Annotated in this window: 16 protein-coding genes; 14 read left to right on the top strand and 2 right to left on the bottom strand. The window is 54.3% G+C overall.

Annotated elements, in window-relative coordinates; all coding sequences use genetic code 11:
• Positions 1-100 precede the first annotated feature (100 nt).
• The 13 genes from IXC47_RS00720 (at position 101) to IXC47_RS00660 (ending at position 15449) form a co-directional block, all read left to right on the top strand.
• On the top strand, positions 101-973 hold the full coding sequence (locus IXC47_RS00720; RefSeq protein WP_175625138.1) for a branched-chain amino acid ABC transporter permease: 873 nt from the start codon (positions 101-103) through the stop codon (positions 971-973).
• A 2-nt stretch (positions 974-975) separates the two neighbouring features.
• Positions 976-2016, top strand: coding sequence for a branched-chain amino acid ABC transporter permease (locus tag IXC47_RS00715; protein WP_195874413.1), 1041 nt, complete (start codon positions 976-978; stop codon positions 2014-2016).
• Positions 2013-2819, top strand: a complete 807-nt coding sequence (locus IXC47_RS00710) for an ABC transporter ATP-binding protein (RefSeq protein WP_175625140.1) — start codon at positions 2013-2015, stop codon at positions 2817-2819. Before IXC47_RS00715 ends, IXC47_RS00710 begins: the two co-directional genes overlap by 4 nt.
• Positions 2806-3510: an ABC transporter ATP-binding protein gene (locus IXC47_RS00705; RefSeq protein ID WP_175625141.1), complete on the top strand. Its 705-nt coding sequence runs from the start codon at positions 2806-2808 to the stop codon at positions 3508-3510. Before IXC47_RS00710 ends, IXC47_RS00705 begins: the two co-directional genes overlap by 14 nt.
• A 9-nt stretch (positions 3511-3519) precedes the next feature.
• Entirely contained in the window at positions 3520-4560 is a 1041-nt protein-coding gene (locus IXC47_RS00700; protein WP_195874573.1) for an XdhC family protein, read from the top strand.
• Between the two features lie 221 nt (positions 4561-4781).
• Positions 4782-5780 (top strand): linear amide C-N hydrolase, encoded by a 999-nt coding sequence (locus tag IXC47_RS00695; RefSeq protein ID WP_230089345.1) that lies wholly within the window; start codon positions 4782-4784, stop codon positions 5778-5780.
• Positions 5781-6401: 621 nt separating this feature from the next.
• Positions 6402-8882 carry a poly-beta-1,6 N-acetyl-D-glucosamine export porin PgaA gene (gene pgaA, locus IXC47_RS00690; RefSeq protein WP_195874411.1) on the top strand — a complete coding sequence of 827 codons (2481 nt, stop codon included), beginning with the start codon at positions 6402-6404 and terminating at the stop codon, positions 8880-8882.
• Complete coding sequence (gene pgaB, locus IXC47_RS00685) at positions 8879-10957, top strand: poly-beta-1,6-N-acetyl-D-glucosamine N-deacetylase PgaB (protein ID WP_326838340.1); 2079 nt, start codon at positions 8879-8881, stop codon at positions 10955-10957. The genes pgaA and pgaB overlap by 4 nt, the downstream gene beginning before the upstream one ends.
• 2 nt (positions 10958-10959) lie before the next feature.
• Entirely contained in the window at positions 10960-12285 is a 1326-nt protein-coding gene (gene pgaC / locus IXC47_RS00680) for a poly-beta-1,6-N-acetyl-D-glucosamine synthase (RefSeq protein WP_195874410.1), read from the top strand.
• Positions 12278-12814, top strand: coding sequence for a poly-beta-1,6-N-acetyl-D-glucosamine biosynthesis protein PgaD (gene pgaD / locus IXC47_RS00675; RefSeq protein WP_195874409.1), 537 nt, complete (start codon positions 12278-12280; stop codon positions 12812-12814). The genes pgaC and pgaD overlap by 8 nt, the downstream gene beginning before the upstream one ends.
• Before the next feature lie 360 nt (positions 12815-13174).
• A complete protein-coding gene (locus tag IXC47_RS00670) occupies positions 13175-13465 on the top strand; it encodes a DUF3649 domain-containing protein (RefSeq protein ID WP_195874408.1) in 291 nt (96 codons plus the stop codon).
• Positions 13462-15099 (top strand): PepSY-associated TM helix domain-containing protein, encoded by a 1638-nt coding sequence (locus IXC47_RS00665; RefSeq protein ID WP_195874407.1) that lies wholly within the window; start codon positions 13462-13464, stop codon positions 15097-15099. Before IXC47_RS00670 ends, IXC47_RS00665 begins: the two co-directional genes overlap by 4 nt.
• Entirely contained in the window at positions 15096-15449 is a 354-nt protein-coding gene (locus tag IXC47_RS00660) for a DUF3325 domain-containing protein (protein ID WP_195874406.1), read from the top strand. The genes IXC47_RS00665 and IXC47_RS00660 overlap by 4 nt, the downstream gene beginning before the upstream one ends.
• 79 nt (positions 15450-15528) lie before the next feature.
• Here IXC47_RS00660 and IXC47_RS00655 read toward each other — a convergent pair whose 3' ends face one another.
• The gene (locus IXC47_RS00655) at positions 15529-15915 is read right to left on the bottom strand and encodes a GFA family protein (RefSeq protein ID WP_195874405.1); all 387 of its coding nucleotides are present in this window, start codon (positions 15913-15915) and stop codon (positions 15529-15531) included.
• Positions 15916-15998: 83 nt separating this feature from the next.
• Entirely contained in the window at positions 15999-17051 is a 1053-nt protein-coding gene (locus IXC47_RS00650; protein ID WP_195874404.1) for a MerR family transcriptional regulator, read from the bottom strand.
• A 200-nt stretch (positions 17052-17251) separates the two neighbouring features.
• On the opposite strand from IXC47_RS00650, the gene IXC47_RS00645 reads away from it, so the two are divergent.
• Complete coding sequence (locus IXC47_RS00645) at positions 17252-18154, top strand: GGDEF domain-containing protein (RefSeq protein WP_195874403.1); 903 nt, start codon at positions 17252-17254, stop codon at positions 18152-18154.
• The last annotated feature ends 10 nt before the right edge of the window (positions 18155-18164 follow it).

The following is an 18164-nucleotide window of genomic DNA, read 5'->3' as shown; positions in this document are numbered from 1 at the left end:
AGACCTAGCGTACGGGCTGAGTGTAGCGGCCCGCTTATTTTCCACCTATACGCGGGGTGGGCGTGACAGCTTGCTGAACACCCCCTGCCGAAGGATACCTATGGACCAATTATTACAGCATACGTTAAACGCGCTTGTGCTTGGCTCGACGTACGCCTTGCTCGGGATCGGCCTGACCCTGATCTTCGGGATCATGCGGGTGGTGAACTTTGCGCATGGTGAGCTTTATGCACTCGGTGCGTATGTCGCTTATGGCGTGGTCGCCATGTTCGGCATGAATTTCTTTGCTTCCTTGCTGGTCGCTGCCATCGTCGGCTTCCTGTTCGGCACTGCCATCGAATACTTCCTGCTGCGTCGTCGTGACCTGAAGGCGATCGATGAAGTCATGCTGATCATGATAGGCGTGATGATCATTATGCAGAACGCGGAGTTGCTGATGTGGGGCGGTGTCGCTAAATCGGTGCCATCTCCATTCAGCCAGGAGCCGATAGTCTGGGGTGCGATCTCGGTATCGCCTATCCGTCTGTTTGTCCTGGTGACGGCTGTTGCATTGCTGGTGATCTTCTATCTGCTGATCGAACGTTCGCGTCTGGGGCTGGCGATGCGCGCCACCTTCCAGGATAAGGATGCAGCCAAAATCGTCGGTGTGAATGTATCGCACATCTACACGCTGACCTTTGCGCTGGGTTCGTGTCTGGCTTCGGTAGCGGGTGCCTTGCTGGCACCAGTGTTTGTGGTGACGCCAACCATGGGTGATCTCGCCAGCCTGAAAGCGTTTGCGATTGTCATCCTGGGCGGACTGGGCAATCTGCCGGGTGCTGCACTGGGTGGCTTCATCCTCGCCATCGTTGAAGAGTTCGGTGCCGGATACATCTCTACCGCTTATCGCGATGCATTGGGCTTCCTCGTCATTCTTGCGGTCATGATTTTCCGTCCACAAGGTTTGTTCACCATCAGGGAAAGGGTGGGTTGATCATGAAAAAGAAAATGACTTTTTGCATTTCCGTCCTGGCGCTGGCGCTGTTGCCTTTGATCTGGCCGGATCCATACCTGCTGTCGGTGGTGGCTTCGGTCGGCATTTTTATCATCGCCGCGATCAGCCTGAATCTGCTGCTCGGTTATACCGGGCAACTGAGCCTCGGTCATGTGGCGTTCTTCGGCCTGGGGGCTTACACCACCTCGCTACTGTCACTGGGCTTTGATGTCACGTTGTGGGGTATGACGGAGCCGCTGGTGGTGACGCCGAAGCCGGTATGGCTGGCCTTTGTTTGCGGTATTGCATTCGCTGCGGTCGCAGGCTGGTTGCTCGGCAAGCTGGCATTCCGCGTACGCGGTGCTTACTTTGTGATTGTCACCATCAGCTTTGCGCAAGTGATGCGTATGGTGGCACTCAACTGGGTAGACCTGACCGAAGGACCGATGGCCCTGAACAATATCCCGGCTCTGACCATGTGGGTGCCGGGTGAGGGGGTGATCGATCTCTCGACCAAGTTGTCGACCTACTGGCTGGTATTGGCAGTGGCCGTCGTTGCTTACTTGCTGGTTGCGGCGCTGGTGCATAGCCGTATCGGTCGCGCCATGATCGCCTTGCGTGAGAATGAAGTGCTGGCGCGTTCGGTCGGCATCCGTGTGACCCACTATCTGGGCATTGCCACTATCTTCGCTGCGGGTATCGCCGGTGCAGCTGGTGGACTGTATGCACACACGGTGCGGATTATTGATCCGGATGTCTTCATGTTTATGTTCACCATCATGATGGTCATCATGGTCATCGTCGGTGGCAAGGGCACGCTGGCAGGGCCGGTAGTTGGTGGCTTGTTGTTTGGTTTGCTGCCGGAAGTGCTGCGTGGCGTCGTGTCGCCGGAAATCCAGTGGATGATTTATGGCGTGCTGATGATTGCAGTCCTGGTCTTCATGCCTAAAGGTGTGGTGCCGTCAGCCGGTAACCTGCTGCGTCGCTATTCATCCCGCCCTGTGCAAGAGCAAACACCTGTCGTGCGGAGGAAAACAGCATGAATTCTACTCAGACCCAGAACAAGCAGATACCAGCACTCGAGCTGGAAGGCGTGACCATGCGCATCGCCGGATTGACAGCAGTCGACAATGCCAGCTTCGCGGTACCGGCTGGCAAGATCGTCAGCCTGATCGGTCCGAACGGCGCGGGCAAAACCACTACCTACAACGTGATCTCCGGATACATGAAACCGACTTCGGGACGCGTTAAATTATTTGGCCATGACATTACCGGCATGGCCCCTGAGCAAATCTCCGCGCTTGGGCTGGTGCGCAGTTTTCAGCGTACCAGCATTTTTTCAGCGTGTACCGTGGCGGAGAACATACTCACTGCGCTGCATCTGAAGGGTGAGTGTGGCGTGTTGCAATCGCTGTTGCGTACGCATAAATTCCGTAAGGAAGAAGCAGACTTGCAGGCGCAGGCACATGACCTGATCGCCTTCCTCGGCCTTAGTGCGCGGGCAAATACACTGGCTTCCAATCTGTCATACGGCGAGCAGCGCTTGTTAGGTGTCGGACTTGCACTGGCAGCCAAGCCGAAAGTGCTGCTGCTGGATGAACCGGCAGCGGGGCTGAACCCATCGGAAACCGAAGCCTTCAAGGAAATGGTCAGGCGCATAGGGCAGGGCGGCGTCACCGTGCTACTGGTCGAGCATGACATGCACATGGTGATGTCTATCTCGGATCACATTGTGGTGCTGAATTACGGCCGCCTGATCGCCACCGGTTCGCCATCTGAAATTCAGAATGACCCTGAAGTCATTCGCGCCTATCTTGGATCGGGGATTGAACATGCTGAAAATTGAAGAAATCACCGTGCGCTATGGTGCCACTACCGGCATCAACAAAATCTCGCTGGAAGTCAACGAAGGCGAGATCGTTACCCTGATTGGTGCCAATGGCGCGGGCAAGTCGACCACGCTACGCGCCATTAACGGACTGGAGCCGCTGGCGCATGGCAGCATACGCATGGATGGTCATCTGGTTTCTGGTGCGTCACCGGCCGAAGTCATCGATCACGGTATCTCGCATTGCCCGGAAGGGCGACGCGTCTTCCCGCAACTGACAGTGCGCGAAAACATGGAGATGGGCGCATACCGACGCAAGGACAAGCCGCAGGTGCGTGACGATATGGAGCGCATGTTCGACAAGTTCCCGCGTTTGCGCGAGCGCATACAGCAAGTGGCGGGCACCTTGTCCGGCGGCGAGCAGCAAATGCTGGCAATCGCACGTGCGCTGATGTCGCGGCCACGGCTGGTCATGTTTGACGAACCATCACTCGGACTTGCACCGAATATCGTTGAGCAAATCTTCAGCCTGATCCAGGAAATCAACAAGGAGGGTACGACGGTGCTCATCGTCGAACAGAATGCCTACGCTGCGCTAGCCATGTGTGATCGGGCTTATCTGTTGGAGAACGGTCATATCGTGACACAAGGTACGTCGGCTGAAATGCGGTCCAATCCTGAAATTCGTCGCGCCTACCTGGGCGGTTAAGGAGTCATGATGGAGAACCTCGACCTGATCGTATTGCGCACCTTGCGCGACTGGCGTTTGCAAGGCAAGCACGCAGTGCTGGCAACCGTGACGCGAACCTGGGGTGCCTCACCACGTCCGGTCGGTTCGCTGATGGCATTGTGCGAGACGGGCAGTGTGGTCGGGTCGGTCTCTGGTGGCTGTATCGAGGATGACTTGATCACGCGCTTCACGAACAAGGATGCCTTTCTCAATGAAAAAGGGCAGGCGCGGCGGCCGCAGTGGGATTGCTATGGCTTGTCAGCGGATGAAGCTCATCGCTTCGGCCTGCCTTGTGGCGGTACGCTGGAATTACTGCTGGAGTTCAATCCGGATGCGCATGCACTGGAACAACTGGTCAGCCAGCTGGAAGCTGGTGCACTGGTACAGCGGACGGTGGATCTGGTCAGCGGTGCGGTGGCGCTGGCTCCGGCTGACAGGCCATCGGCATTGGCGGTTACCAAGTTTGCGATGAAAGCCGTGTTCGGGCCGGGTTACCGCATGTTGCTGATCGGTGCCGGACAATTAACCGAGTACCTGGCGACGATGGCAGCCTTTAGCGGTTTCTCCGTGACGGTATGTGATCCACGTGATGAGTACAGGCGTGGCTGGAGTGTGCCGAATGTGCGCTTCGTGGAAGGTATGCCGGACGACGCAGTGTACGAGATGAAGCCGGATCAGCGCACCTGCGTCATCGCACTGACGCATGATCCCAAGCTGGATGACCTGGCCCTGATGGAAGCGCTGGTCAGTCCGGCATTCTATGTCGGTGCCATAGGCAGCCGGCGCAACAATACGGCACGTCGGGAACGTCTGGCCGAGCATTTCGAGGTCAGCGGTGAAAACCTGGCGCGCCTGCATGGCCCGGTCGGTATTTATATAGGCAGCAAAACGCCGTCAGAAATTGCCATCAGCATCATGGCTGAAGTCGTCGCGGCAAAGAACGGCATACAGCGCCCAGATCTGGATGTCGCTATCAATAAAAAAAAGCATGAGTTCGAGGATGCTGTGCCTGCCATGCACATGTCCTGACACCTGCATCCCATCATTCGTTTACACGGCACTCCATCAGTCTATGGAGTGCCGTCCGCATTCCTGAAATTCGCGTTCCCCTGATTACCGGTTATATTGACGCTTGTCACCAGACAGACGTTGCACTTTCCATTTCTACAGGAGGTCTTATGGGATTCCGGTTCAGGCAGTGGCGAAAATTGACAGTGCAGCTGTGCGCGCTCAGCTTGTTCGCAGCACCTATGCATAGTTATGCGTGTACGCGCTTCGTTTATCTGGGACAGGATGGCAACGTGGTCACCGCCCGTTCCATGGACTGGAAATACGATATAGGCAGCAACCTCTACATCCTGCCGCGCGGTATGGAGCGTAACGGTGAGGTCGGGCCTAATTCGCTGCGCTGGACGGCGAAGTATGGTTCGGTTGTGACGACTGCTTATGATGTATCCACCACCGATGGTGTGAATGAAGCAGGTTTGTATGCGGGCGTCTTGTGGCTGACGGAATCGCAGTATCCAAAGTATGAAGCGAGCAGTAAACCGGGCCTGACGATTGCTGCATGGACGCAATACGTGCTGGATAATTTTTCCAGTGTGGCGGAAGCGGTGGCAGTGCTCGAGAAGGAACCGTTTACGCTGGTCACTGACAATGTGCCGGGTCAGCAGCGCCTGACTACCTTGCACTTGGCTATCTCCGACGCCAGCGGCGACAGTGCGGTGTTTGAATACATCAACGGCAAGCAAGTGATCCATCATGGTCGCCAGTATCAGGTCATGACCAATTCACCGACTTATGATCAGCAACTTGCGTTGAATAGCTACTGGCAGCAGATAGGTGGCACCGTCATGTTGCCGGGTACGAATCGGGCATCCGACCGTTTTGCGCGAGCTTCTTTTTACGTGAATGCGATTCCGCAAAAATCCACGTCTGATGAAAGCCTGGCCAGCGTCTTCAGTGTCATACGAAATGTATCTGTGCCGCTGGGCATTGCGACACCGGATCAGCCAGAGATTTCATCGACCCGCTGGCGCACCGTGTTTGATCACAAGCGCAAACTCTATTTCTTTGAATCAGCGATGACGCCGAATACATTCTGGGTCGATATCAGGAAAGTCGATTTCTCGAAAGAGACCGGGCGTGTGCAGAAACTGGATCTGGGGCCGCATCAATCGCACACATATTCAGGCGAAGTCAGCGGCAGCTTTGTTCCGGCCCAGCCTTTCGTCTTTCAGGGAATATAAGCAGGCAGGCTCAAGCTCGATGCATGGCTTAGGGCATAAAGTCAGTGCTGATTTTTTCCCAAAAAAATTTCCATTCGGAAACTAATTTTGCAGCGGCAATGTAGGTTTTTTTTGTTATCTCATCGAGACAGAAAAAATGCCTCATGGAAACATTTTTTCTCTGCAAATTTCTACCCGTTTTGTGTCAGCAAATAAATGTTTACATGCGTAAAAACTGGCGATGTTTCAATCGTTAACAATTGCCGTTTATGAGTGTATTAATTCAACAATTAATTAGCAATTGTTGACAATTTTTTGACGATCTGGCTTCGTCCCTCTGATACAGTCCGTTCTACTTTTTAAAAGTAATTTTCGTCGCCTGCTCATCCCCTGTTTTATGGGTAGATAAATGAAGCAGAGAAGAAACCAGCAACATGCTTTTTTCTTTCAAGGCAACAGTTTTAGGTGCAAGTGAATCTGTGTTGCTATTTAGCCCGTATGAACTCTACGCCCGCAAATATGTCGGTTTGTTATTAAGTTGACATTTGTTGGCAAAGAGGCGCAACTGGTCGGCGATTCGCTTTTAAAGGTGTGTATTTCTTTCAAGTAAAAAAATACACATTCATTTTTTATAGCGAGCTCATGAAAAATAAGCGCAATCGTTTGCAAGTAGCAGTATCGGGAATCACATTTTGCTTTTTGGGTTTCGGCGTGACACATCTGTCACAAGCAGCTATCCCATCAGGTGAATATGATGCCGTGATCCTTGCTGCGCGCGACGGTCAGACCGCTAATGCGCTGGAGAAGCTGCAAGCCTGGCATCGCGAGTATCCGCAAAATCAAAAAATTCTGTATGACCTGGTGGTTGTCTACGCGTGGGCTGGTGACTTTAATAGTGCACTGGCATATGCGGATGAACTCAGTGTCACTGGGACACCAGCTTACGTATTGAAATCACTCGGGCAGTCTGCCCGTTCTGCCGAGCGCTGGACGCAGGCGGAAAAAATCTACCGCCTCGTGCTGCGTACCAGTCCGGATGATATGGAAGCACGTACTGGCTTGGTTCACGCGCTGCTGGGACAAAAGCAACCTGACGCCGCCTTGCAGTATGTACAAAGTTTTCTTCCTGCATTCAGCTCTGCGTACAAGCGCAGCGATGCAGCTATGGTTACCTTGCTGGGTTTTGTTTACACCCGTCGTGAAGAAGCCTTGTATGCAGCGAATGCTTACCAAGACGCTGTGCGGCTTGATCCGCAATCGCGAGAAGCTTATCGCGGCTATGTGTTTGCGTTGAACGGTGCAGGTATGCCGTATCTGGCAGCGCGCACTGCAGATAAGCGCAAGGATTGGTTCAGCAAGGAAGAGCAGAGACAACTCGCGCATTCGGTCGCTGGCCATACTGTCAATTTCGGCGAAGCCCAACTGCTCGTCGATACCAAACAGCCACGTTTCCAGACTACCGATGCCGCCATAGCCGAAACAGCAAATGTCTTGCATCACTACGATCCGCAGCCTGCGACCCAGTTTGACCGGATGGTGGCATTGCGCGACCGGCAGCTGATGAAACAGGTTGTGCAGCTGTATCAGGAATTGCTGGCCGCCGGAGTCGTGATGCCGTCCTATGCGAAGGCCGCGGCAGCCGATGCCTATCTCTACCTGGAGCAACCAGAGCAGGCGCGTGATTTATATATAGCCGCCATCAGTGAAGCGGGTCGCGGCGATGTGGCCAATATTGATACCTGGCGCAATGGCCTGGCTTATGCGTATAGCGAAGGCGAGCAACACGATGAGGCGCAGGACATGGCTGACGGTGTGATGAAGGTGACGCCGACCCTGGCCAACCGTGGCATCCCGTCAGTCGAAGCGCCGAACGGTGATTATCCGACCGCTACCGTCACGCCCGCTTTGATGCGTTTGTATGCGGATCGCCTGAACGCAGCCGAAAAGCATCTGGCCGAGTTGCGCGGGATCGCGCCATTCAACGGACAAGTGAGACTGGCGTGGGCCAGCCTGCAAAGCTCGCGTGAACATCCGCGCGCTGCGCTGGAAGAGTTCACGCTGATGCAAATGGATGATGACAAGTCGCTGGGTGCGCAGGTCGGACGTGGGGAAAGCCTGCTGGCGCTGAATGAATTTGCGCAGGCCAAGATTATTTCACGGCCGTTGACTGCTGATTACCCGGAAGATAAAGGCGTGCAAAACCTCGCACGCAAGCTGGACATCCATGACCGTCCATTTCTGCGCGTCAGCACGACCATAGGTAAGGGCGGGCAGCTGGCCGGAGCGGAGTCAATTTTTGATGCGCAGTTATATTCGGCGCCGCTGACCAATACGCTGGGTGAAGAGTACCGGGTATTCACGCATCTCTCTCGTTCGACCGGTAGCATCGATCGCCGTCTGCCGACTGAAACCAGCGTACCGCGTACCCGTATCGGCGTCGGTCTTGATTACCGTGTACGTGATCTGGAGATCGAAGGTGAAGTGAATCAGGCTACACAAAACGCGGATAAAAGCGGTATCGCTTTGCAGTTTGTGAAGTATTTCTCCGATCACTGGCGCATGCGCATGGCGGCAGATAGCAACGTCAATGATTTGTCAGCGGCTGCCTACAACGCGAATGTGACTGGGCGTCGCGTATTGGCCGGTGTGACCTGGCAGCAAAACGAATCGCGCAGCATCGATGCGGAGATATCCAATACTAAATATAGCGATGGCAATAATCGCGATGTGTTCGGTATCGCATGGACGGAGCGTTGGATCAGTGGTCCTATCTTCAAGCTGGATTCCATGGTGTCGCTGGCAACTTCGCGCAACAGTGCGCGGAATACTGTGTATTTCAATCCGATCAGTGATCGTGAAGCGACCGTTGCGCTGCTGGGCGAATGGCGTACCTGGCGCCGTTACCGCCGCTGGATGGTGCAGCAAGTACAGGTCTACACCGGTCGTTACTCGCAGGAAGGTTACAACACCGGCACCACTTCCGGTTTGCAATATGGGCACCTGTGGTCGTTTGACGATGAATTCAGCATCGGCTACGGCCTCGGCGTCAGCATGCACCCGTATGACGGCATGCGCGAAAAGCGGCATTACGGATATTTGAATTTGAATTGGGCGATAAAGTGAAGAACCTGTTGGCGACAGCGCTGATTAGTCTGCGCAAACCTGAACATCTCTTCCGGCACCTGCTGAGTGTGCTGCTGATTGCATTGCTACCAGGCTTTGCATGGTCGCAGCCAGCCGCAGGGGTGGAAGTATCACGCTTGCAAATCGCGACACAGGATATGGATGTGCCGCAGTCTTACCGCGTGCTGTGTTATCACGATGTGCGTGACAACGTCAGGGAAAGCTTCAAGGTCTGGCCGGAAGCCACTGCGGTGGATACGCGCGACCTGATCGCACAACTGAGCTGGCTGGATCAGAACGGCTATCATCCGGTCAGCCTGCAACAAATCATCGATGCACGCGCAGGCAAGAAACCTTTGCCGGAGAAAGCCATTCTGCTGACCTTCGATGACGGCTTTGAAAGCATATACACCAAGGTGTTTCCGATGCTGAAGCAATTCGGCTTCCCGGCTCTGATCGCCATCGTCGGTGACTGGATACAGACGCCGCAAGATCAAGCTGTGCAGTTCGGCGATATCAAGGCACCACGCCAGGCATTCGTGAACTGGGATCAGGTCCGCGAGATGCAGGCTTCGGGTCTGATCGAAGTGGCTTCGCATTCGCACAGTCTGCATAAGGGCATCATCGGTAATCCGCAGGGCAATATGATGCCAGCGGCGATTACGCGTTTTTACTGGCCACAGAACAAGCAATACGAAAGTGATGAGGCATATACCAAGCGCATACGCGCAGACCTCGAACGCAGCGCCAGCCTGATCGAAAAGGAAACCGGCAAACGTCCGCGTGCGATGGTGTGGCCGTACGGTGCGAATAGCCAGATCGCAAATAAGATTGCGGCGGAAGTCGGCATGCCGATTTCGCTCAACCTGGAGCCTGGCCCGAATACGCCGAACGACGATCCGAATTACATCCGTCGTACCTTGGTGGTGTTTGATACTGAACTCAATGGCATGGCTGAAATACTGCGCCAGCCAGCGACCTATGATGGCGTTGAACGTCCTATGGAGCGCGTAATCCATATTGACCTTGATTACATCTACGATCCCGATCCGGAAGTACAGGAAGCGAATTTGTCCAAGCTGCTGGATCGCATAGTGCGCCTGCGTCCGACTACTGTTTATTTGCAGGCGTATGCGGATCCGGATGGCGACGGCGTGGCCGACGCCCTGTATTTCCCGAATCGTCATATGCCGGTACGTGCTGATTTGTTTACGCGTGTTTCATGGCAGTTACGCACGCGTGGCGGAGTGCGGGTATTTGCCTGGATGCCGGTAATGGCTTTCAAATTGCCGGATACCCATCCGGCAGCGACGCATCTGGTACAAACCATGCCGGGCGCACCGGAATCTGCGTCGCAGAATCGTTATTTGCGTCTGTCACCTTTCGATCCTTTGGCGCGTCAGACCATTACCGAGATATACGAAGACCTGGGCAAACATTCCGCTTTCTACGGTGTGCTGTTCCACGACGATGCGACCTTGTCGGATTACGAAGATGCCAGCCCGGCGGCGCTGGCAGTGTATCGCGATCAGTGGAAGCTGTCGGGTTCGATGGAAGAGTTGCGCCAAGATCCGCAACTGCGTCGCTTGTGGGCGCAAAAGAAAACCGCCTACCTGAATGAATTCACTTTGCAGCTGGCCGCAACGCTGCGCCAATACCAGCCTGCACTGATGACAGCACGCAATATCTATGCGGAACCTATCCTAAATCCGGATTCGGAAGACTGGTTCGCGCAGACGTATCCTAGCTTCCTCGCGACCTACGACTACACCGCTATCATGGCCATGCCATATATGGAAGGCGCGAAAGATGCTACTGCATGGCTTGCACACCTGATGGATACGGTGAAGAAAACGCCGGGCGCCCTGCGCACGACAGTTTTTGAATTGCAAAGCAAGGATTGGCGCACGGGCCAGCCTATTCCGTCGAAGACACTGGCGGCACAGATACGTCAATTGCGCCTGGCCGGAGCACGCGGCGTCGGCTACTACCCGGACGACTTCCATGCGAATCAGCCGGAAGAAGACATCATCAAACCTGAAATCTCCGTAGAAACGCATCCGGCGCGGAGATAGTCATGACTTTTGAAAACGTCCTCTTCGGTTTTACTTTTTACTACCCTTTGTTCATGGCGTATGTCTGGATCATTGGTGGTATTACGTATTACCTGCGTTATGAGAGGACTAGCCTGCATGACCAGAATCCACTGACGGAGCTGAAGTCGACGCCGCCGGTTTCTGTGATCGTGCCGTGCTTCAATGAAGGCGACAATATACGTAGCGTGGTCGATGCCCTGTCGCGCCTGAACTATCCGGACTACGAAATCATTTGCGTCAACGATGGCAGCAAGGACAACACCGGTGCCATCCTCGATGAATTGATCGCGACCCATCCGAAGTTGCGTGTCGTGCACCAGGCGCGCAACCAGGGCAAGGCCGTGGCCTTGAATACGGCTGCACTGATCGCCAAGAGTGAATTCCTGATGTGCATAGATGGCGATGCGATCCTTGACCCGGATTCGATCCCTTGGCTGCTCAAGCATTTTGAAACCGGCCCGCGTCTCGGCGCAGTGACCGGCAATCCGCGCATACGCACACGTTCGACTTTGCTCGGACGTTTGCAGATCGGTGAGTTCTCGTCCATCGTTGGCCTGATCAAACGTACGCAACGTATTTATGGTCGCCTGTTCACTGTCTCCGGCGTGGTCGTGATGTTTCGTCGTCGCGCCTTGCTGGATGTCGGTTTCTGGAGTCCGGAAATGCTGACCGAGGATATCGACATCAGCTGGAAACTGCAGGCGAACCACTGGGATGTACGCTTCGAGCCGCGCGCCTTGTGCTGGATCCTGATGCCGGAAACGGTAAAGGGTTTATGGAAGCAGCGTTTGCGCTGGGCGATGGGTGGCGTGCAGGCGATTTTCAAATACGCCTACATCTTCCGCCACTGGCATTTGCGTCGCCTGTGGCTGGTGTACATCGAGTACAACCTGTCAGTCTTGTGGGCTTACACCATGGTGACGGTGCTGGTGCTATATATCCTCAGTCTGTTCATTTACATACCGCCGCTGTGGCGCGTAGAGATATTCCCGAGCTGGCACGGCGTGCTGATCGGCACCACCTGTTTGTTGCAGGTCTTGGTTGGCATGATCCTGGACCGGCATTACGACAAAAAAGTGTATCGCCATTACTTCTGGATGATTTGGTATCCGGTTTTTTATTGGATGCTGAATATGTGTACCACCGTCTGGTCGGTGCCTAAAGTTCTGTTTCGCAAGAGCGGACGGCGCGCGGTCTGGGTCAGCCCGGATCGTGGTGTCGGCTCGGCCGACGGCGTGCACGTGAAAGCATTGCCGCCGACCAGCAATGAACCTGTACCACAGCCGCATCGAGGCAATCATGACTAGCGACCTGCAAGAGCAAACCAATCCGCTCATCCTTAATAAACCACATCTGGTGGCGCCGTTGACCAAAGTTGTCAGCGCCTTGATCACTGTTGTGTTCTGGGGTTTCTTTGTGTACCTGTGGTGGCCGCTGATTACTCTGGTGGCAGGGATGCTGGGTTACCACACGATCAATGAGCTGACCTATGCGGCCGACATGCTCAATGTGCGCCACCTGACGATTTCTTATGCGCTGATCGTGATGGCGTTGTCTGGTTCATTATTGTTGTGGGCCGCGGTCGAGTATTTCCGCTTCCGTAACCTGAACCGTCGGCGCTGGCCGAATGCGGTGGCAGTGGCAGACCTGGCTACCTATTCCAGCCTGCCGGAATCCGACTTGCAGCAATTGCAAAGCGAACGTCGCATGGTTGCGCATCATGATGACCATGGTGGCGTGATGCAGTTTGACGGCGCGCAGCAGGAGAAGGCTGCTGCGGGCGGCAAAGCCGCGGACTTTGCGCTTCACGCACGGTTGCTGGGTCATCCGACCTGATCCTGTCTGTTCTCGCGAGCTAATATCTTCCTTTTCACTTGAGGGCGTTTGCAACGCGTCTCTCTATCCGGTTCTTACGGTTTTCCCCTCATATTTACCCACCTGCCTGCACTGGCTGGGCGAGCAGAGCGTGTCTGGATGAACTTTTGACACTTGTCAAAAATCAATAAAAATTCACATCCATGTACTTTATCTCTGTTAATGATAATCATTATCGATTAAAATAAGCGCGTTTCGGCGGGCATCCATAAGATGCCGCGATTGTTGCTTCCACCAATACGGTCGCCCGCGACAAGCAGACAGGCATCAAGGAAGTCGCGCCAGCTCGGTCGCGCATTCAACTCAAGTGATTTCAAGCAGATGAAACTGAACCAGGAATTGCACTACCGCTTAGGAGTTGCATCACGTGCCATAGCCGCCATCCTTGGCGGCTATGGCGTGACGGCGCTCGCCACCGCCTTGCTGGCGGTCATCCTGCCTATGGTGCGGATCGATGCCGTGCTGACGGCTACCTTGTTATCTTTTACCGTCTATACCTGTGCAGTGCTGTGGGTGTTTGCTGCACGTAGTGCATTCCGCGCCTGGATAGGCATCGTGTTACCAGCCGCTATCCTGGGATTGGGTTTGCTGGCGCAACGGAGTTTCGCATGAAAGAAGGATTCCGCCAGTCGATGGCATGGCTGCACACCTGGTCAGGTTTGCTGGTTTGCTGGGTATTGTTCCTGGTGTTTTTCGCCGGAACGGCTTCGTATTTCCGCGATGAGATCAGCCTGTGGATGAAACCGGAGCTGCACGTAGCGGCAGCGACGCCGGTGCCTGCCGTGCAAGCAGTAGACAACGCCATACGCATGCTGGAAAAAGAAGGTGCCGGTGCATCACGCTGGTTTATTACTTTGCCGGACGATCGCAACCAGGCTTTGGGCGTAACGTGGATCGCGCAACCTGAACCAGGTAAAAAGGGTAGGGGCAAACTCGAGCGGGCGCAATTGAATCCTGCGACGGGTGAGCGCCTGGCTGAAGTGCGCGAAACACGCGGTGGTGAATTCATCTATCGTCTGCACTACGATTTGCATTACATGCCAGCGATCTGGGCGCGCTGGATAGTTGGTTTCTGCGCAATGTTCATGCTGGTTGCGATCGTCAGCGGGGTGATTACGCACAAGCGTATTTTCAAAGACTTCTTCACCTTCCGCCCGAAGAAAGGTCAGCGTTCGTGGCTGGATGCGCACAATGCCGTAGCAGTACTGGCGCTGCCGTATCACCTGATGATTACTTATACGGGTCTGGTCACGCTGATGTTCTTGTACATGCCGTTCGGCATACAGTCCGCGTACAAAGGCGATGAAAAAGCCTTTAACGCAGAAGCTTTCCGCCAGGCCGAGAACAAGAAGCCTGCAAAGATTGCAGCACCGCTGGCACCACTGGCGCCTATGTTGCTGCAAGCAGAGAAACAATGGAACGGTGGTCCGGTAGGACGTGTGACCATCAACAATCCGGGCGATGCGAATGCCACCATCCAGATCACGCGTGAGAAGGAGCACAAGCTGTCGAGTACACGTCAGTCCATGCAGTTTGATGGTGTGAGCGGTGCTTACATTTCCTCTATCGGTGATGAAACAAGTACTGCGGTTGAAGCACGCGGCGTGCTCTATGGTTTGCATATCGCGAACTTCGCGAATCCTTTGCTGCGTACCTTATTTTTCCTGTGCGGCCTGGCAGGCTGCGCGATGGTCGCGACCGGTGCCTTGCTGTGGGCCGTCAAGAAGCGACAAGGTTATGCCAAGGAACTGGCCAAGGGTGGACGCATCGGTTTTGGCCTGCGTTTGGTCGATGGCCTGAACATAGGCGCGATTGCCGGTTTGCCGATTGCAATGGCAGCGTACTTCTGGGCCAATCGCTTGCTGGCGGTTGGAATGGAAAAGCGTATAGAAACTGAAATCGCCTGGTTCTTTATTGCATGGGGTACCGCCGCCGTCCTGGCGCACATACGCCCGAATCGCCGCATGTGGCAATGGCAGCTGACGGCAGGTGGCTTGTTGTTTGCACTGATTCCGGTGCTGAATGTATTCACCACCAACTCACATCTGGGCGTGACCCTGCTACAAGGTAAAGGTCCGTGGGCGGTTGCTGGTTTTGATTTGTTTGCGCTCGGCTTTGGCTTATGCCTGATCTACGCGGCCAGGCGTCTGGGGCAGAAGAAAGCAGTGGCCAAGGCCAAAGCGGTCGAAAAGCCGGTAGAGAAAAACAGAAGCGAGACTGATAGCTCGCTGCAGGAGGCAGTATGAGCGGATTCGGATTCATAGCAGCACTGGCGTTGGCATATGGTGGCTGGACTGCACTCAGCCTGGGTATGGACAGGCATTACGCCGACATCCATGGTCGTGGCAAAGAACCGCAACAGAGCGAGCGCAATCTGTATCGCATGCTGGGCACACTAGCCTTGCTGGCTACGTATGCGATCAGCGTCAAGCTGCAAGGCTGGACGGTAGGTTCGGTACTCTGCCTCGGTACCATGACAGCAGGCGCTTTGTTATTGGTCCTGTTGTTGACATATGCACCGCAACGCACCGTCTTCGCTGGCAAGCTGGCCATCGGGCTTGCGATCTTGCTGGGTGCGGTGTGGTTGTTTAACTAGCGCTGTTGTTTGCATCCCACCTATGCTAACGGCCGCATTTGCGGCCGTTAGCATTTCTGAATGAGAAAAATTTCTCGTTTCAGACAGCCTTAGTTATCTCCCACCAGGCCGGGCATGCATCCACATATGAATGCGATACCGGTCGCAGTTCAGATAAATCACTGTCGTCAAAACTTCCAGTCACCAAAGCGACCATGGGTGCATCATCGACCGCACCTAGCGTGCTGCCACAACGTGGACAAAAGGAACGACTCGAGTAATCCGACGAACGATACAGTGCGGGCATGCCGCCGGTACCTGTCCACTCTACGACGTCTTTGGGAAACTCGACCCAGCATAAACTGGGCGCGCCAGAATGTCTCTGGCAGTTGTCGCAAGAGCAGCTGTGCGGATTAGCAGCCACACCATGCGCTGTAAAACGGATATGGCCGCAGAGGCAGCCGCCTGAGTATTGTTTGCCTTTCATAGAAATGTCCTCGTTTGCTACGCGTCAGCGCTAGCAGATATTAAAAGCGTGAGCAGAATTTGCCTTCTGCCGGTTTCATCCGCTTACTTATTATTAAGCAAGTTGTCGGGCATGCTTGCAATCATACCTTGCGTACGTGCGCGCACATCAGGGCTGGCCAGGCAGGAAACGATAGACTCATAGCCCATGGCTCCCGGATAGGGAAGAACCTGGAACGGAGGACTATGATTAGCCGGACACGAGTAAATCGTTGCCTCATGTCTGACCAGATCCAGGTCGAGGATGGCTGACGAGCGCGTCGTCAGAAACAGCGGACGTCGGTGCAGGGCAGCGCGCTTGCGCAGATAGCTTGCCAATGCTGTCTGAGTAGATGCATCCAGATTGTCCTCCACCAAATCAACAACCAAAATGCTAGCTGCATCGTTTTCGAGAGCGTGCAGCAATGCGGTCAGGGCTGTCGACGGTGTAGCCCCTTCTTCGGTGAGCCAGGCGATGGCTTGTTTTACCCGTTCCTGTAACTCGGCATCTGCTGATCGCGATGCATGGGCATTGTCTTTTTCAAAATTTCTTCCCCGCTCCAGATCTGCGAACACTCCGCCGGGAACTGCGTCGGCGATGCAACGGGCAAGCACGGTTTTACCACTACCCAGTGGGCCGATGAGATAGTTCAAGGGGCGGATATCACGAATTTCAAACCACTCACTACCCCAGGGCCAGGGCAGCGCGAACGATAGATGCAATTCCGGGTAAGGACTGAGCACGGTATTGAGGTCGTGGCTGTCAGGTAGGTGACCGTCCGTTAGGCGGGCATGCAGATTGCGAACTTTCTCTATCCGTTGCATTAACTGATGCTTCTCGTTGTTGAGGGAGGCTTCATGCGTGACCAGTGCACGATGCAGACTTTGAGATTCACCATCCAATACCCGGGAGACTTGCGCCAGGCTCAGGCCGAGGTCGCGCAAAGCCACAACTTTTGCAGCACGAGCCATGTCTTCGGCACTATAGACACGGTAACCGGCACTCGTGCGCGCTGGATTAAGCAGACCTTTTTGTTCGTAAAGTCTTAAGGCTTTGGTGGAAACGCCTAATCTATTCGCTGCTTCGGAAGCGTTCAAGTTGTTAACCGCAGGTTTCATTGCTTATCCCGTTTTCATCAAAAGACCAGCATGTAGCTGTCCCCAAGGGCAGGGTCAACAACAATATCCGATTTTTTCATGTCTGAATATTTGCGCTCCGTCGGCAGGATACTTGCTCAAAGGGAATGGCATAATTGCATCTCCAGTCCTCATTGCGACGATGGGCTGAACTATCCACTTTTGCTCGGAAGAAGCGCTGCATGATCAATCTTGAACAGATGGACCTAATTCTGGAAGCTTTGCCAGATCCAGCCTTCATACTTTCCCGCAGTGGAAAATACGTCGCGGTCTTCGGTGGCCGTGATACGCGCTACTACCACGATGGTACCGGTCTTATCGGACTGTATATTTCAGACGTGATCAAGCCTGAGAAAGCAAACTGGTTTCTCGAACAGATTGCCAGGGCACTGGAATCACGGAAGCTGGTGGTCGAAGAATACGAACTGAGCAACAGAGACGTAAAAGGCCTGGACGATGACGGTCCCAAGGATCCGATCTGGTTTGAAGGGCGCATCCAGGCCCTGAGTTTTTTGGTCGATGACGAAGAGGTAGTGCTTTGGGTCGCGAGTAACATCTCCGAGCGTCATAATTTGGAAGGCAAGCTGAGGGAGCTTAGCGACACCGATCAGCTCACGGGTCTTTTCAACCGCAGAAAACTCGAGCATGACCTGACGCTGCACTACGAGTCATGGCTGCGGTATTCAATACCGACGTCCATCTTTATGTTTGATCTGGACAACCTCAAGAAAATCAACGACACCAAAGGGCATCACGCCGGGGATGAAATCATTCAGGCAGTGGCGAATATTTGTCGTACGACGATACGCAAAGCAGATACTGCATGCCGCTTCGGTGGTGATGAGTTTGTCGTTGCGCTGCCGAATACCGGACATGAACAGGCCATGCAGTTTGCGCAGCGTTTGCATGAGCGTATCAGGGAAGAGCTAAGGCAGTTTTCAGTGGAAGGTACTTCCGTCACAGCGAGTATCGGTGTGACGACCATGCTGACGACGGACCGATCGTATGAAGACACCCTCAAACGGGCAGATCGTGCGTTGTATGACGCTAAAAGCTTGGGTAAGGATAGGATCGTTTTGGTTTGATGTTAGTGGT

The sequence above is a fragment of the Herminiimonas contaminans genome (genome assembly GCF_015645465.1).
In the GTDB taxonomy this organism is placed as follows: domain Bacteria; phylum Pseudomonadota; class Gammaproteobacteria; order Burkholderiales; family Burkholderiaceae_D; genus Oxalicibacterium; species Oxalicibacterium contaminans.
This window is presented reverse-complemented; position numbering and strand designations above follow the sequence as displayed.

What these genes read in the sequence shown, in the direction of transcription:
- IXC47_RS00720 (WP_175625138.1), top strand. Translation starts at nt 101, where the DNA reads ATGGACCAATTATTACAGCATACGTTAAACGCGCTTGTGCTTGGCTCG.
- IXC47_RS00715 (WP_195874413.1), top strand. Translation starts at nt 976, where the DNA reads ATGAAAAAGAAAATGACTTTTTGCATTTCCGTCCTGGCGCTGGCGCTG.
- IXC47_RS00710 (WP_175625140.1), top strand. Translation starts at nt 2,013, where the DNA reads ATGAATTCTACTCAGACCCAGAACAAGCAGATACCAGCACTCGAGCTG.
- IXC47_RS00705 (WP_175625141.1), top strand. Translation starts at nt 2,806, where the DNA reads ATGCTGAAAATTGAAGAAATCACCGTGCGCTATGGTGCCACTACCGGC.
- IXC47_RS00700 (WP_195874573.1), top strand. Translation starts at nt 3,520, where the DNA reads ATGGAGAACCTCGACCTGATCGTATTGCGCACCTTGCGCGACTGGCGT.
- IXC47_RS00695 (WP_230089345.1), top strand. Translation starts at nt 4,782, where the DNA reads ATGCATAGTTATGCGTGTACGCGCTTCGTTTATCTGGGACAGGATGGC.
- pgaA (WP_195874411.1), top strand. Translation starts at nt 6,402, where the DNA reads ATGAAAAATAAGCGCAATCGTTTGCAAGTAGCAGTATCGGGAATCACA.
- pgaC (WP_195874410.1), top strand. Translation starts at nt 10,960, where the DNA reads ATGACTTTTGAAAACGTCCTCTTCGGTTTTACTTTTTACTACCCTTTG.
- pgaD (WP_195874409.1), top strand. Translation starts at nt 12,278, where the DNA reads ATGACTAGCGACCTGCAAGAGCAAACCAATCCGCTCATCCTTAATAAA.
- IXC47_RS00670 (WP_195874408.1), top strand. Translation starts at nt 13,175, where the DNA reads ATGAAACTGAACCAGGAATTGCACTACCGCTTAGGAGTTGCATCACGT.
- IXC47_RS00665 (WP_195874407.1), top strand. Translation starts at nt 13,462, where the DNA reads ATGAAAGAAGGATTCCGCCAGTCGATGGCATGGCTGCACACCTGGTCA.
- IXC47_RS00660 (WP_195874406.1), top strand. Translation starts at nt 15,096, where the DNA reads ATGAGCGGATTCGGATTCATAGCAGCACTGGCGTTGGCATATGGTGGC.
- IXC47_RS00655 (WP_195874405.1), bottom strand. Translation starts at nt 15,915, where the DNA reads ATGAAAGGCAAACAATACTCAGGCGGCTGCCTCTGCGGCCATATCCGT.
- IXC47_RS00650 (WP_195874404.1), bottom strand. Translation starts at nt 17,051, where the DNA reads ATGAAACCTGCGGTTAACAACTTGAACGCTTCCGAAGCAGCGAATAGA.
- IXC47_RS00645 (WP_195874403.1), top strand. Translation starts at nt 17,252, where the DNA reads ATGATCAATCTTGAACAGATGGACCTAATTCTGGAAGCTTTGCCAGAT.